The sequence below is a fragment of the Hyalangium versicolor genome (assembly GCF_020103695.1).
Taxonomy (GTDB): domain Bacteria; phylum Myxococcota; class Myxococcia; order Myxococcales; family Myxococcaceae; genus Hyalangium; species Hyalangium versicolor.
The window spans coordinates 213501-225880 of record NZ_JAHXBF010000002.1 but is presented as its reverse complement, the minus strand read 5'-3'; the positions used below and the strand labels follow the sequence as shown (position 1 = coordinate 225880).

The 12380-nt window shown below is 68.1% G+C and carries 11 protein-coding genes; 3 read left to right on the top strand and 8 right to left on the bottom strand.

Annotation, left to right across the window (positions count from 1 at the left end):
* Nucleotides 1-672 precede the first annotated feature (672 nt).
* The 3 genes from KY501_RS04465 to KY501_RS04455 all read right to left on the bottom strand — a co-directional run bounded on the left by KY501_RS04465 (nucleotide 673) and on the right by KY501_RS04455 (nucleotide 4740).
* Nucleotides 673-1620 carry a DUF2381 family protein gene (locus KY501_RS04465; RefSeq protein ID WP_224361259.1) on the bottom strand — a complete coding sequence of 316 codons (948 nt, stop codon included), beginning with the start codon at nucleotides 1618-1620 and terminating at the stop codon, nucleotides 673-675.
* A gap of 99 nt (nucleotides 1621-1719) precedes the next feature.
* Nucleotides 1720-3717 carry a serine/threonine protein kinase gene (locus tag KY501_RS04460; protein ID WP_224361258.1) on the bottom strand — a complete coding sequence of 666 codons (1998 nt, stop codon included), beginning with the start codon at nucleotides 3715-3717 and terminating at the stop codon, nucleotides 1720-1722.
* 219 nt (nucleotides 3718-3936) lie between these two features.
* Complete coding sequence (locus tag KY501_RS04455; RefSeq protein WP_309242946.1) at nucleotides 3937-4740, bottom strand: hypothetical protein; 804 nt, start codon at nucleotides 4738-4740, stop codon at nucleotides 3937-3939.
* Nucleotides 4741-4859: 119 nt separating this feature from the next.
* On the opposite strand from KY501_RS04455, the gene KY501_RS04450 reads away from it, so the two are divergent.
* Nucleotides 4860-5627 (top strand): TSUP family transporter, encoded by a 768-nt coding sequence (locus KY501_RS04450; RefSeq protein ID WP_224361257.1) that lies wholly within the window; start codon nucleotides 4860-4862, stop codon nucleotides 5625-5627.
* A gap of 9 nt (nucleotides 5628-5636) precedes the next feature.
* Here the strand turns inward: KY501_RS04450 and KY501_RS04445 are convergent, their stop codons facing one another.
* Genes KY501_RS04445 through accC form a run of 3 tightly spaced genes read right to left on the bottom strand, consistent with a single transcriptional unit; the run spans nucleotide 5637 to nucleotide 8209 of the window.
* Nucleotides 5637-6152 carry a YfbM family protein gene (locus KY501_RS04445; RefSeq protein ID WP_224361256.1) on the bottom strand — a complete coding sequence of 172 codons (516 nt, stop codon included), beginning with the start codon at nucleotides 6150-6152 and terminating at the stop codon, nucleotides 5637-5639.
* 4 nt (nucleotides 6153-6156) lie between these two features.
* On the bottom strand, nucleotides 6157-6666 hold the full coding sequence (locus KY501_RS04440; protein WP_224361255.1) for a biotin/lipoyl-containing protein: 510 nt from the start codon (nucleotides 6664-6666) through the stop codon (nucleotides 6157-6159).
* A 25-nt stretch (nucleotides 6667-6691) separates the two neighbouring features.
* A complete protein-coding gene (gene accC, locus KY501_RS04435) occupies nucleotides 6692-8209 on the bottom strand; it encodes an acetyl-CoA carboxylase biotin carboxylase subunit (RefSeq protein WP_224361254.1) in 1518 nt (505 codons plus the stop codon).
* A 127-nt stretch (nucleotides 8210-8336) separates the two neighbouring features.
* Between accC and KY501_RS04430 the strand changes: the two genes are divergently transcribed.
* Both KY501_RS04430 and KY501_RS04425 read left to right on the top strand, forming a co-directional pair.
* Nucleotides 8337-9512 carry a hypothetical protein gene (locus KY501_RS04430; RefSeq protein ID WP_224361253.1) on the top strand — a complete coding sequence of 392 codons (1176 nt, stop codon included), beginning with the start codon at nucleotides 8337-8339 and terminating at the stop codon, nucleotides 9510-9512.
* Nucleotides 9513-9544: 32 nt separating this feature from the next.
* A complete protein-coding gene (locus KY501_RS04425) occupies nucleotides 9545-9931 on the top strand; it encodes a hypothetical protein (RefSeq protein WP_224361252.1) in 387 nt (128 codons plus the stop codon).
* A gap of 27 nt (nucleotides 9932-9958) precedes the next feature.
* Here the strand turns inward: KY501_RS04425 and KY501_RS54195 are convergent, their stop codons facing one another.
* Nucleotides 9959-10690, bottom strand: a complete 732-nt coding sequence (locus tag KY501_RS54195) for an immunity 52 family protein (RefSeq protein ID WP_373691549.1) — start codon at nucleotides 10688-10690, stop codon at nucleotides 9959-9961.
* Nucleotides 10691-10700: 10 nt separating this feature from the next.
* Nucleotides 10701-12308, bottom strand: coding sequence for a Tox-REase-5 domain-containing protein (locus tag KY501_RS04415; RefSeq protein WP_224361251.1), 1608 nt, complete (start codon nucleotides 12306-12308; stop codon nucleotides 10701-10703).
* Between the last annotated feature and the right edge of the window lie 72 nt (nucleotides 12309-12380).

Below are 12380 nucleotides of genomic sequence, written 5' to 3'. Positions count from 1 at the left end.
CGTGTGGGCCGCCCGGTACAATCGCTCGTACTGCACCGACAGTCAGTGCACCACGGATGCGCAGTGCTCGGAAGGCCAGGTTTGCCGCAAACTCGCCACGGAAGAGCACGGGCAGTTCGTGCGCGTCTGCACCCCTGTGGGCGTTCGGCAGGAAGGCGAGAACTGTAACGACATCCCGTCAGACCAGAAGAGTGCCTGTGCCGCGGGACTGGTATGTGCGGGAAAGGATGGATGGTGTGCCCGCCCCTGTCAGCCAGGCGCTCCGGTGCAGTGTCCCAATGGCTTCTTCTGCGCGGACACCACGCCCGAGCCCGCGTGTCTGCCCACCTGCGAGAAGCGAGGGTGCCCTGAAGGTCAGCAGTGTCTTCGGTTCGAGGAGGGCTCCTCGCAATGCGAGCACGTGTATGGCGACAACTGCCAGCAGACCTCCTGCCCCGAGGGCCAGGAATGCCACATGCTCCCGGCCCCGTCTCAGCCCGGCAAGGCGTGGCTCTGGTGTGTCGAGTTGTGTCGCAAGGATTCGCCTCGTTGCTCCGCCGGGAAGGTCTGCGATGGTTGGAAGTGCATCCCTGCTTGCGATCCCCAGGGCCCTGCCATCTGCGCCGAGGGGTTTCGGTGCCGACAGCAGGAGCCGGACTCGCTCTTGGGATGTCGCCCGGATTGGTAGTGGAGTCAGTGAGCCGTTGAGCCCGGTGCTGGAGGGAAGACCACACCCTCCACCGTGACGCTGCGCGCGCCCCCCGCCTCCCATAGCTTGAGGGTGTAGCTGCCTTGAGCTTCCGTTGTGGAGGCCTCGGCTTCCACCACCACGCTCTGTAACCATCCCAACGCGATCGGTGCGGCCTGCCAGGGCGGGAGCACCGGCAGCTCGCGCCCGTGCGCATCCACCAGCGTGGCGCCCTCTGCAACCCAGGGCGGCTCTCCGGAGAGGAGTTGCAGCCTCAATTCCACCGCGACCCGGGTACTCGATCGGTAGCTCCACACCCGCGCTGGCTTCAGCGCGCTGCCCTTGCGCACGGTATAGCGGCGCGGAGGAAGAGAGAGGTTCTCGGAGGAGATACCGCCCAGGTCCCCACCCATGAGTCCCGCACTCACCAGGCCTCGCAGCCCCTCGGGCTTGTCCTGGAAGTCCCGCAGTTGGGCGTTCTCCTCCTGGCACTGCCGCACCTGCTCCTTCTGCTCGGCCACCTCGCGCTGGTAGGACTCTACCGTGCGCGGTTTGCGTTGCACCTCCACCTGCCGCGCCGCGCGGGCTGGATGCACGTAGAGCAGCACCGTGACCATGGCTGGCGCCGCCCCGTCCCCGAAGCGCACTGTCAGCTTGCGCCACTCGCCGGGCAGCAGGCGTGCCGAGGGCACCAGTGTCACCACTCCGGGCCCTTGTGCCAGCCGAAGCTCTTGCTCGGTGGCCTGCACCTCCACCGCTCCGGGCGCCAGCGGCGTGTCGAAGAGCAAAGTGGTGGCCGTGTCCGGGCCGAGGCAGAGCACAGGCGGCGTGCTCGGTTCCGCGGAGAGCACCAGGGGTTGGGGCGCGGCTTCACAGTCCGGCGGACTGGGAGCAGCCTCCACCCCGGGCGTGGCGGCGAGCACGGCAGACAACAGCGGCAGAGCGGCGAGCACGGCGAGGTGACCTCCTAGGGTGGCAGGCGGCAACGTGTCCTGCCACGTCGCCTCTACCACGCCTCAGCTCCCCGCCACGCCTGCCCTGCTCGCGCGGCCTCACTTGAACTCGCGCACCGCCTTCACGCCGACGGTGGACTCGATTTCGCCCTCATCCGTCCGTGGCTGGTTTGACTCCAGGCAGACCGGGTACGTCTTGCCGTCCATGGTGGCCTGCACCCAGTGCCCATATGCCCGCTTCTCCGAGAGGATGATCCGCCCCGCGAGCAGGAAATTCGGCGGCTCGAGCTGCCCGAGGGCATCGCCCATGCGCAGCGTCGTCCACCCCTCCTTGATGGGCACGGGCCCCACAGGTCCCTTGTGCCAGGTGAAGATCCCATCCGCTCGTTTGCCGATGCGGATGCCCAGCTGCTCCATGGCTTGGAGCGAGCCCGGCGGGCACGGCTCGGCCGTCACCGGGGGGGGACGTACTTCCGCGCCAGGCCCGGTGCAGGCGGGGGCGGTGCAGGTGATGAGCAGGGCCGCCGCCTTCTTCGCGGCCCCCAGGCGCTTGGGTTGCTTCTGCTGCTCAGTCTTCACGGAAGCCTCAGGCTCTTGAGCCGTGGCGCCAGCGGCCACGGGCGCGGTGGGAGTCCCCTCGGTTTCGAGAGGAACCGTGCGCTCAGCTTCCGGTGGTTTCAGAGGGGGCGCTACTTTCCCATCGCTCTCCCAGGTAGGCAGGCTCCCATCCAACCTGAACTGGAACTCCGGGGTTGCAGACACCTCGGCTATGGTGCTCTGGGTGGAGGGCTCCAGGGCCGCTCTGTGCCTCTGTGAAGCGAGCCACGCGGCGAGCCCACCCAGCATGAGGAGCACGCCCACTGTCGCCACTCCCGCCGCACGATGCCGCCATGGCAAGGCCCGGCGAGCCGGAGGCTGAATGGAGGCCACTGGCAACTCCGGAGCAGAGGCTACCTCCGGCACAGGTGCGGCAATGGGAGCAGCGGGACCACCGTCCGGTGCTGGGAGTTGCTGCGGCACAGCCACGCTGCCCGGCTCTGGCGCCTCCGGACGGGCCGGGCGCTTGCCTCGCCGGGGCCTGGAAGGCACCCTCGCCCATTCCTCCTCCTCGTCCACGTCCCCCTCTGCCGCTGGGGGGAGGAGAGGCTCGACGTGAGGCTCGCACAACGGCTCTTCCCACTCCGAGCCCTGCCGCGCGAGCAACTCGTCCACGCCCCGCTCCAACCCCGCCGCGTCCGGCCTGGCTTCGGGCTGCTTTGCCAACAACTTCAGGCACAGCTCACCCAGCTCTCGCGGTACCCGCGGGTTGCGCTCGTGCGGCGGCACCGGCTCTCGGCTGAGCACCCCCTCCACATCCTCACGCTTCTCCACCGGGAAGGGTACGTCGTCCGTCAACAGCCAGTAGAGCACCACCCCCACCGCGTACACGTCATCCGCAGGCCTGGGCCGGTAACGCGCTCCGTGCTTGAAGCCATGTTCCCGCATGAAGCGCCAGGCCTCGGGGCTGCGGTACTCCCAGGTGCCCGGCGGCATCGGCCCTCGCGTCACCGGAGCCGCCTGCTCGCAGCCGCTCACGCCGAAGTCCACCAGCACCGCCGCACCGTCCTCCGCCCTCACCAGCAGGTTGGCCTCCTTCACATCCCGGTGCACCACGCCAGCCGCATGCACCGCGCCCAGCCCCTGGCTCATGTCCCTCAGCAGCTGCAGCACCCGGCGCGCCGACGGGTTCTCCTCGTCGACCCACTCGTCCAACCGCCTCCCCGCCACGTACTCCATCACCACCACCAGGTAGCGCGGCTGAGCCTCAGGCCACTGCCAGAAGCCGCACAGCCGAGCCACCTGGCCGTGGTGCACACGACTGAGCACCACCACCTCGCGCTCGGCCCATCCCGAGTGGTCCTTGAGCGACAGGAACTTCAGCGCGTGCAGTTGCTCGCCCCGCCGCGCCAGGAACACCGTGCCGAAGCCCCCCGCCCCCAGCTTCCGTTCCACCACGTAGGGGCCCACCTCCGTTCCTGGCCCTATCTGCGACACCGAGGAGTGGCGCCGCCTCCGGCGCTCCTGGGCCACAGCGGGCCTGATGGCAGGTTCACTCATGGCGGTCCTCCCTGGCAGGGAGGCTCAGGCTAACACAACCGCTCAGGTAGGTGCGTTCAGCCGCCCATCACGCGGACTTCTCACCCCAAGGGAGGCCTGCGCGGCCCAAGGGAGGGCCCTGCCTGCAGATGACCGGACGTCATGTCATAGGGGCAACTGGGAGGGATGACCTCTCCTCTGCCTGGTCGGGCTGCTCACGAAAGGCGCTTTGCCTGTGGCTCAAGGCTTTGCCCCCTCCAGTGACGCCAGTCCGAGCAGGGCCAGGCACGAGGACTCGGCCTGGAGGGTGCTCGGAGGGTCGAAGCAGCGCACCTCGCTGTCGAACACCTTGCAGATGCCGCGGGGCGTCGTGGCGCACACCACCCGTCCATACGCCGAGGCACACCCGTAGCCACAGACCGCCTGGCCCTCGCTGCTCTTGCACTGAGGGGGTGGGAGCGAGCGCCCGAAGGCGCAGATGGCCTCGGGAGCGGGATCGAAGCAGGTAACGCGGCCCCCCTCGGCCTTGCAGATGCCAAAGGGGGTGGAGGCGCACTTCACTCCCTCGGAGCCCGCGACGCAGCGGTAGCCACAGGCGAAGTCCGTCCCCTGGGAGCGGCATTCGATCTTGGGTGTCTCCTTCCCATAGATGGCGAACACCGAGGCGGGAGGATCGAAGCACTCCACATCGTTGCCACGTCCCCGACAGACTCCGGCCGGGGTTCGCGCGCACCTCAACTTTCCGAAGTACATGGTGCAGGAGTAGCCGCAGGCCACCTCGCCCTCGCCCGCCTTGCACTCGGGGTCCGGCAGCGAGCCGCCATAGGCTCGAATGACATAGGCCGGCGGGTCGAAGCACACCACCTGTCCATCCATCACCTGACAGCGTCCCTGGGGCGTCTGGGCACAGCGCACGCGCATGCCATCCGACTTGCACGCGTAGCCACAGGCAATCTGCCCGTCGATGGCGCGGCAGTTCGCAGCCGAGGGATCCGGCTGCGCGGGAAACTGCGACAGCAGTACGAGCATCACGGGAACGAGCACGGTGAGGACCCTCGGCGGGAAGCGGTCTGGGGATTGATGCTCAGGTTGGGCCGGGGCGCAAGCAAGCGGCCAGCGGGCGTGGTAGTGGGAGCGCCGCCCGCCTGGAGGAGGGCTCCACCTTGGACGTGACCGGCCTCGAACTCGCCCTGTTGTGCCTGGCGGCCCTGTGCGCCGGGTGCGTGGATGCCATCGCGGGAGGAGGCGGGCTCATCACGCTGCCCATTCTGTTGACCACGGGACTGCCGCCGCACGTGGCGCTCGGTACCAACAAGGGCCAGTCCGTCTTCGGGGCCTTCTCTGCGCTGGTGCGCTTCTCTCGCGCGAGGCTGCTGAGCGGGAAGCTGGCGTGGGTGAGCTTCCCGCTGGGGCTGCTGGGCGCGTTCGCGGGAGCGCGGCTGGTACTGTGGGTGAAGCCGGAGGTGCTCAAGCCGCTGGTGCTGGTGCTGTTGATCGCCGTGGCGGCCTTCCTGGCCTTCCGCAAGGGGCCTCCTCCGGGAGACCGGCCGGAGCCGCCCCTGGCGAAGCTGCGGCTGCTCGGGGGCGGGGTGGCGCTCCTCATTGGCGCCTATGACGGCTTCTTCGGCCCGGGGACGGGCACCTTCCTCATCGTGGCCTTCTCCACCCTGCTGGGCCACGGGCTGGTGCGCGCGTCCGCGGATGCCAAGGTCGTCAACTTCGCCTCCAACATCGCCTCGGTGGTGATCTTCACCTGGAAGGGCGTGGTGCTGTGGCACGTGGCCCTGCCGATGGCCGTGGCCCAGTTCGCTGGCGCGTGGATCGGCGCCCACCTCACCGTGAAGGGCGGGGACAAGCTGGTGCGCAAGGTGGTGCTCGCCGTGGTGGCGGCGCTGGTGCTCAAACTGGGCCGCGACCTGCTGATGGGGTGAGCGGCTGGCTCAGCCGATGTGCACCAGCAGCGAGTGCCCGCGCTGCGCCACGTGGCTCACGAACTTCTTCAGCTCCGCGAAGTAGCTGATCAGCTCCTCCAGCGGATCCGTGTCGTCGGCCGGCTCGTCCCAGAGCCCTGGGTAGATGTCGAGCTGCTGGAGCTTCGCGGGATCGAAGCGTTGGCGCAGCGTGGCCTGCGAGAGGCCCTGCAGCGCCTCGGAGAGCTTCTTCACCTCGGCAGGCTTGAAGACGCGCGCCGTGCCCTCATCGGAGGGGATGTCGCCCACGTCCTCTCCTCCGCGCACGAGGAAGTCCAGCGGCGCCGCGCCCTCCCAGGCCGTCTCCGTCAGCAGGTACTGGAGCCCGTGCCACGTCTCTCCGATGTCGAGCTCGAGGAACTTCGCTCCATCGGAGTCCCCGAAGTCCTCCTCGTCATCCAGGAAGTCCTGCATCCGCTCCGGTTCCTTCAACAGCGCCTGGCGCTGGGACTCCGTCGCGCTGCGCAGGGTGCAGAGCATCTCCATGATGTCACTCCACCACCACGAGCTTCGCGTTGTTCTCGACCGTCGTGCCCTCCTTGGCGAGCAGCTCCACCACCTTGCCGGCCTTGGGGCTCTTCAGCTCGTTCTCCATCTTCATGGCTTCCACGACGACCAGGCCCTGGCCCTCCTTCACCTCGTCGCCCAGCTTGATGAGGACCTTCACCACCTTGCCGGGCATGGGCGCGTTGATGACCTGCTTGCCCTCGGCGGTGAAGCCGGCCGAGCCCGCGCGCAGCCGCAGCCGCCGCTCGTCGGCCACATCCACGCGGCTCACCTGGCCGCGCACCAGGACGCCCACCTCGTCCCCGTTCTCCTCGAACTCGACGGGGTAGGAGGTGCCATCCACCAGCATGGACACCGCGCCATGGTCCAGCGTGAGCGCGTCCACCGTGTACGTCTTGTCGTGGAGCGTCAGCCGGTACTGGGTGCCCCCCAGGTGCTCGATGTCCACCGGCACCGCTTCCTTCTGGCCCTGCAGCTTCGCGAAGTAACGCATGGAGTGTCTCGGGAGAGGGGGAGTGCTAACGCCGACGGGTGCGCAGGCCCAGCCGCCACGGGGACATGCCGCCCGCGCTCGCCGCCGCGCCGGCCTTCTGGGGCAGCGTCTTGGCGCGCTTCTGGTCTCGCTGGTGCGCGAACACCGCGCTCGCCAGCAGCGCCACTTCCTGCAACTGCGGATCGTCCTGGCCCAACAGCGTGTTGTGCTCGCGCGTGAGGAAGCTCGTGTCGTAGTCGCCGCCCACGAACTCGGGGTGCCCGACGATGGCCTTCAGGTAGCGCGTGTTGGTGGTGATGCCCTTCACCACGTACTCGCTCAGCGCGCGTTGGGCCCGGGCGATGGCCTCGGTCCGCGTGGGCGCCCACACGGAGAGCTTGGAGATCATCGGGTCATAGAAGTTGGGCACCGTGTAGCCCGCGTACACGCCCGAGTCGTCCCGCACGTTGGGGCCACCCGGCACGCGCAGGTATTGGATCCTCCCGGGGCTCGGCATGAAGTTGCGCGCCGGATCCTCCGCGTAGATGCGCACCTCGATGGCGTGGCCGTGGGGCGTGGGCGCCTGGGTGAAGGGCAGCTTCTCGCCCTCGGCGACCTTGATCTGCAGCGCCACCAGGTCCAGGCCCGTCACCCACTCCGTGACAGGGTGCTCCACCTGGAGGCGCGTGTTCATCTCCAGGAAGTAGAAGTTGCGGTGCACGTCCACCAGGAACTCCACCGTCCCGGCGCCCACGTAGTTCACCGCCTTGGCGGCCTGTACCGCCACCGCGCCCATCTTCGCCCGCATCTCCGGGGAGAGGATGGGGCTGGGTGTCTCCTCCACCACCTTCTGGTGGCGGCGCTGCGCCGAGCACTCGCGCTCGTTCAGGTGCACCACCGTGCCGTGCTGGTCGGCGAAGACCTGGATCTCCACGTGGTGTGGCTTCTCCAGGTACTTCTCGATGTAGACGGCGTCATTGCCGAAGGCGTTGAGGGCCTCGCCCTTGGCGCCGCGCCACGCGGACGAGAACTCCTGGAGGTTCTCCACGCGGCGCATGCCCTTGCCGCCACCGCCGCCCGCGGCCTTGAGCATGATGGGGAAGCCGATCTTCTCCGCGTACGCCCGTGCCTCCTCCTCGGTGGCGATGGGCTCGGCGGTGCCGGGGACCACGGGGACGCCCGCCTTGATCATGTTCTGCCGGGCACGCGTCTTCTCGCCCATGGCGTCCATGGCGGAGGCCGGCGGGCCGATGAAGAGGATCCCCGCCTTCTCGCACGCGCGCACGAAGGAGGCGTTCTCCGAGAGGAAGCCGTAGCCCGGGTGGATGGCGTCCGCGCCGGACTTCTTCGCCGCCTCGAGGATGCGGTCCTGCACCAGGTAGCTCTCTCGGGAGGGCGGTGGGCCGACGAAGTAGGCCTGGTCGGCCATGCGCACGTGCAGTGCGGAGCGGTCCGCCTCGGAGTAGACGGCCACTGTGGCGATGCCGAGCTCCTTGCAGGTGCGCATCACCCGGATGGCGATCTCTCCGCGGTTGGCGATGAGGATCTTGCGAATCTTGGGCATGGGGTGCCCTTTAGCACACGCGGGCACCGGCTCGGTGAACGCCGTGGAGTCCATGGAGAGTGACTCCCCGCTCCGGAGCGAGGATAGTCTGCCCGCGTTGTTCTACTTTGGACTCCCGAGGAGCCTCATGTCTCTGCGACGCTGGAGCCGTGCGTTGCCGTTCGCCGCTCTCGCCCTGGCGGGCTGTAAGTCCAACAACCCTCCGGCCAGTGCGGCCCAGGACGCGGGTGCGCCGACGGCGGCAGTTGCCCCGGCCAAGGCTCCCGCCGCCCCGCCCGCTCCTGAGCCTGTCCCCGCGCCCCCACCTGCTGCCCCCGCTGTGGCTACGGGGCCCGCTCTGTCGTTCTTGAGGCCGTCGGACCCGGAGCGCTGCGATTGGGTGAGACAGCCGCTGCCCTCGGGGGAGCCGACGAAGGTGTTCTCGTTCGACGCGGCGTGCGACCGGTCCATGGTGTCCTGGAGCCCGGATGGGAAGGAGGGGCTCGTGTTCACGTGGCCCTCGGGTGAGGGCGAAGTGCCCAAGGCGTGGCGGGTGGACCTGGTGGCGCACAGCGGCAAGCCGCTCGACTTGAAGACGCTGCCGGGAGGGAAGGATGCGGGGGGACAGGACCAGCCGGCCCTCGAGCAACTGGGCTTCGACAAGGAAGGGGTCCCGGTGGCGTTGATCTCGGATGCGTACGTGGCGCGCAAGGCCGAGAAGGGGCCCGGCGGTAAGAAGTTCATCACCTTCGAGGGGACGCGCTATCCGGTGGGCGGCGGGGAAGGAAGCGCGGGGTTGGCGCACGCGTACCGGCTCGAGGCGGGCGGGTGGAAGCGCATCGAGACGGTCGCGACGTCCTATGGATCGGACCTCTCGCCGGGTGTCCTGGAACTCAAGGTGAACCAGCGCCTGCTGCCGGTGGCGAAGGCTTCGCCCTCGCACCACAATCCTGGCGAGGAGGCTGCGGAGCCTGCGGTGAAGAAGCTGGACAAGGCCTTCCCCGGGCTGGATGAGTCCGGGCAGTGGATGGTCCTCTCGACGCCGGGCGGCAAGCTCTATTACCGGGGGACGCTGGGAGGAGAGTTCCTGTACCCGGGGGCGCCGATTGCCTGGGAGCAGGACGGGAAGCTGGTGGAGTTGGAGGGCCTGTTCGCGAAGCCGAATGACTACCTGGACATCGTGTTGCAGGAGGGCTGGCTGCTGGTCGCCAACTATGGGGATCCGCGGTCCGCGCAGGTCTGGGACGCGAAGACGAAGGAGCGCATCGTGTCGGCGGAGGAGGCCAGTGCTCCGGCTTTCTGGCCCGGGCCCGGCGGACCGTGATAGCGCCATCGCTCGATAGGAGGAATTTCGCCGTGCGCAAAGCTCTTGGACCGATCCTGTTCACCGCGCTGTTGTGGGTGGGGTGTGAGGACGGCAAGCTCGTGACGCCTCCGCCCGCCGAGAAGCCGGCTCAGGTCAGTCCCCCCGAGGCCACCCCATCCCCGGCCACGCCCGCTCCGGAGGCGCCGCGCCAGCACGGTGCGACCGGCGTCGGAGATACGGCACCTGCTCCGGTGCGGGAGCCACCGAAGGGTGCCAGCACGCCGCCGGCCGCGGGCGAGTGGGGGCGGCGGAGTGAGTCGGATGGCGGCACTGCTTCGGATGCGGGGGCTCCGCAGCGCTCGCCGGAGGACGGGGGGGCTCGTCCGGGACCGCGGAGTCCGCCAGCGGGAGAGCGCAAGGGGTCCGGGAGTCCGTAGCTCGGATGAGCTGAGTGGGGCTGGTGCTCAGCGGGCCGCTGGCTTCACGGTGAGCAGCCCCGCGCGGTCCAGGAGTTCGCGGACCCGCTCGGCCAGGGCAACGTGCTCGGGGTTGGAGGCGGTGAAGCGCTCGGGCGTGAGGATGACGAGCGCGCCTTTGTCCTCCACGGGCTCGATGCGTACGGGCGCGGGGAGCGGGGGGACACGGCCCAGACGGCGGGAGAGATAGGTCACCCAACCTATCCACACCTCTGGGGACTTTTGGTCGATGATGTCACGGTGGTCATGAGAAATGGCCACGCCCCAGTCGGGATCCCATGCAGACGCGAGCGCTCGCAGCGCTTGCGTCTGGAATTCGGTCATCAAGACGCGCTCCGAACCCGGTCCTTTATGAGGAGCAGTGAGAAGACAGCTGTTGCCCACATGCTCGGAAGACCCGCCGCAGAAAATCCTCAACCAGGCATCATTTTCCCCCTGGCACCCGTTCCATAGACCCACACTGAAGCCCAGCTGTTCCATGGGTTTCCGCCTGTCGTCGCGCATGAGGTTGCGCTGGACGTACTGGGTGAGGGCGGGCAGGTCGAGTTCCAGTGGCCGTGTGAGTGATAGCTTGAGCGTCTTCGCACCCTTGTACCAACTGGTGAACAGTGGGTCGATCGGCGCCAGACGCTGAATCATGGCTGCCAGACGTTGGGCGCACGTCGCTGCATCCTCCTGGCGCGCTCCCCAGTAAGAGCCGATGAAGTATGTCTCCACCATCACCTCACTCTTATTGCAACGCAGGTGTGTGGACCACCTGAATTCCCTCGACCTTCTCACCGCTCAACAGCTTGCGGATGGCGTTCGCGGCCTTCTCCTCGGCGATGTGCCACCGGATGGGGATACCCGGAGCTACCGTGATTTGGCGTCTCGCCTGCTCGAGGAGTTGCTTGGCTCCTGATTCCGTGAACCACCGCTTCGGTAACAGGTCAGCGCCGAACTTGTTGGCGTATCCAGGTCCTTTGGCCTCGAGGAGGACACCCTCCTCGAAGCCGTCGAACTTCACGCCTCCGCTCTTCAGATCCTTCCCGCCCACCCAGTACGCCTCGCTGGTGGAATGGCCGGTGATCTGCTCCTGATAGCGGGCCGAGCGCTTGCTCATGGATTCACGGGCGGGTCCCCATTCCCCAGGACCTTGAGGGGCTGCGGGCTGCCCTCGCCTCGCCGAGTCGTTGGCTCGCTGGAGGATGATCGCGGCTCCAGGTCCGCCGCTCAGCGCGGTGACGACTCGCCCGACGGGTACCACCACGCGTCCCATGGCCAGCGCCCCATCGGCTGTCAGTGTGAGCGTCGGCACCGAGACCGTTTCCAGCCCACTGTCCACTGCCGCCAACGTGCGCGAGGTACCTCCGGCCGCTCCGTATGTGGACAGCAGCGTGGTGGTCAGCTTCGACAGCGCCCGGATCTGCTCTCCTCGCGTCATCATCCGGAATCGCTCCAGGTACTCCGGCGAGTTCTCGATGAGCGCAGCCACCGCTTCGGGCAGTTGCTCCAGGTCCGTCACGCTCTGGAGGGGGTGGCTCAGCAGCTTCCCGATGGCCAGGGCCAACTCAACGAAGGCCTCTTCCGAGCCGTCCAGGACCCGGCTGATGACGTCCGCGTCGTCATACACCTCAGCCAGGACACCGGATTGCCCGACCTCCCGAAGCTGCTCGTCCACTGCGAAGAATGCCCGGCCTTTTCGGCCCGAGTAGAAGTGCCCCACCTGGAAGGCACGGGCTCGGAACGCGCCGTCCTTCCACTCCACGGGAGCCACGCGCTGTTGCGTCTGGCCTGTCAGTGCCCATGCCAGGTAGCCATCGGGCCGCAACACGGCCAACCCTCGGAAACGTTCCACACGCTCGATCAGGACAGCGCGGGGAAGCTCCTCGTTGCCCTCCATCACCTCGCGCAACAGATAGGAGGCGACGAGCCGCTGGCCAAAGCAGGCCAGGGTGACGGGCTTGTCCAGCAAGCGGTCGTATAACTCCGCCGCGTCCTCTGGCGTGAAAGGAGCGTCGCGGTCAGGCAGGTCTCCAACGTTGTTCAGCCCGGCAAAGGTGAGCACCGCTTCAAAGGGATCCACCTGCACCAGTCCGCCCAGCACCGAGCGGGCCACCATCCCCGCAGGTCCTCCACCACCGGAGCGTGCGAGCTGCTGCTGCTTCCTGCGCGCTGCCGTGTCGGGAGCATCCTCCGGAGTGGAGGGCCGGTAGCGCAGTGCATTGAACGTCGCCACTCCGCCCAATGGCGGCCCTGGGTGTCCCGTCGCGCAGCCCGCAATCAACCCCCAAAGAACCAGCGTTACCCACCATCGAGCGGCGCAGAGATGGAGCAGGTTCGAGCAGCCTGCAGGCATGTGTCCTCCCCCCTCCGCTCATCAGGACAGTCGCGGAGTCAGGGAGAAGTAAAGGGCTCTGCTCGAGCGAAG

Coding starts and splice junctions, on each gene's coding strand:
- KY501_RS04460 (WP_224361258.1), bottom strand. CDS start 3,717: ATGAGTGAACCTGCCATCAGGCCCGCTGTGGCCCAGGAGCGCCGGAGG.
- KY501_RS04445 (WP_224361256.1), bottom strand. CDS start 6,152: ATGGAGATGCTCTGCACCCTGCGCAGCGCGACGGAGTCCCAGCGCCAG.
- KY501_RS04440 (WP_224361255.1), bottom strand. CDS start 6,666: ATGCGTTACTTCGCGAAGCTGCAGGGCCAGAAGGAAGCGGTGCCGGTG.
- accC (WP_224361254.1), bottom strand. CDS start 8,209: ATGCCCAAGATTCGCAAGATCCTCATCGCCAACCGCGGAGAGATCGCC.
- KY501_RS04430 (WP_224361253.1), top strand. CDS start 8,337: ATGTCTCTGCGACGCTGGAGCCGTGCGTTGCCGTTCGCCGCTCTCGCC.
- KY501_RS54195 (WP_373691549.1), bottom strand. CDS start 10,690: ATGGTGGAGACATACTTCATCGGCTCTTACTGGGGAGCGCGCCAGGAG.
- KY501_RS04415 (WP_224361251.1), bottom strand. CDS start 12,308: ATGCCTGCAGGCTGCTCGAACCTGCTCCATCTCTGCGCCGCTCGATGG.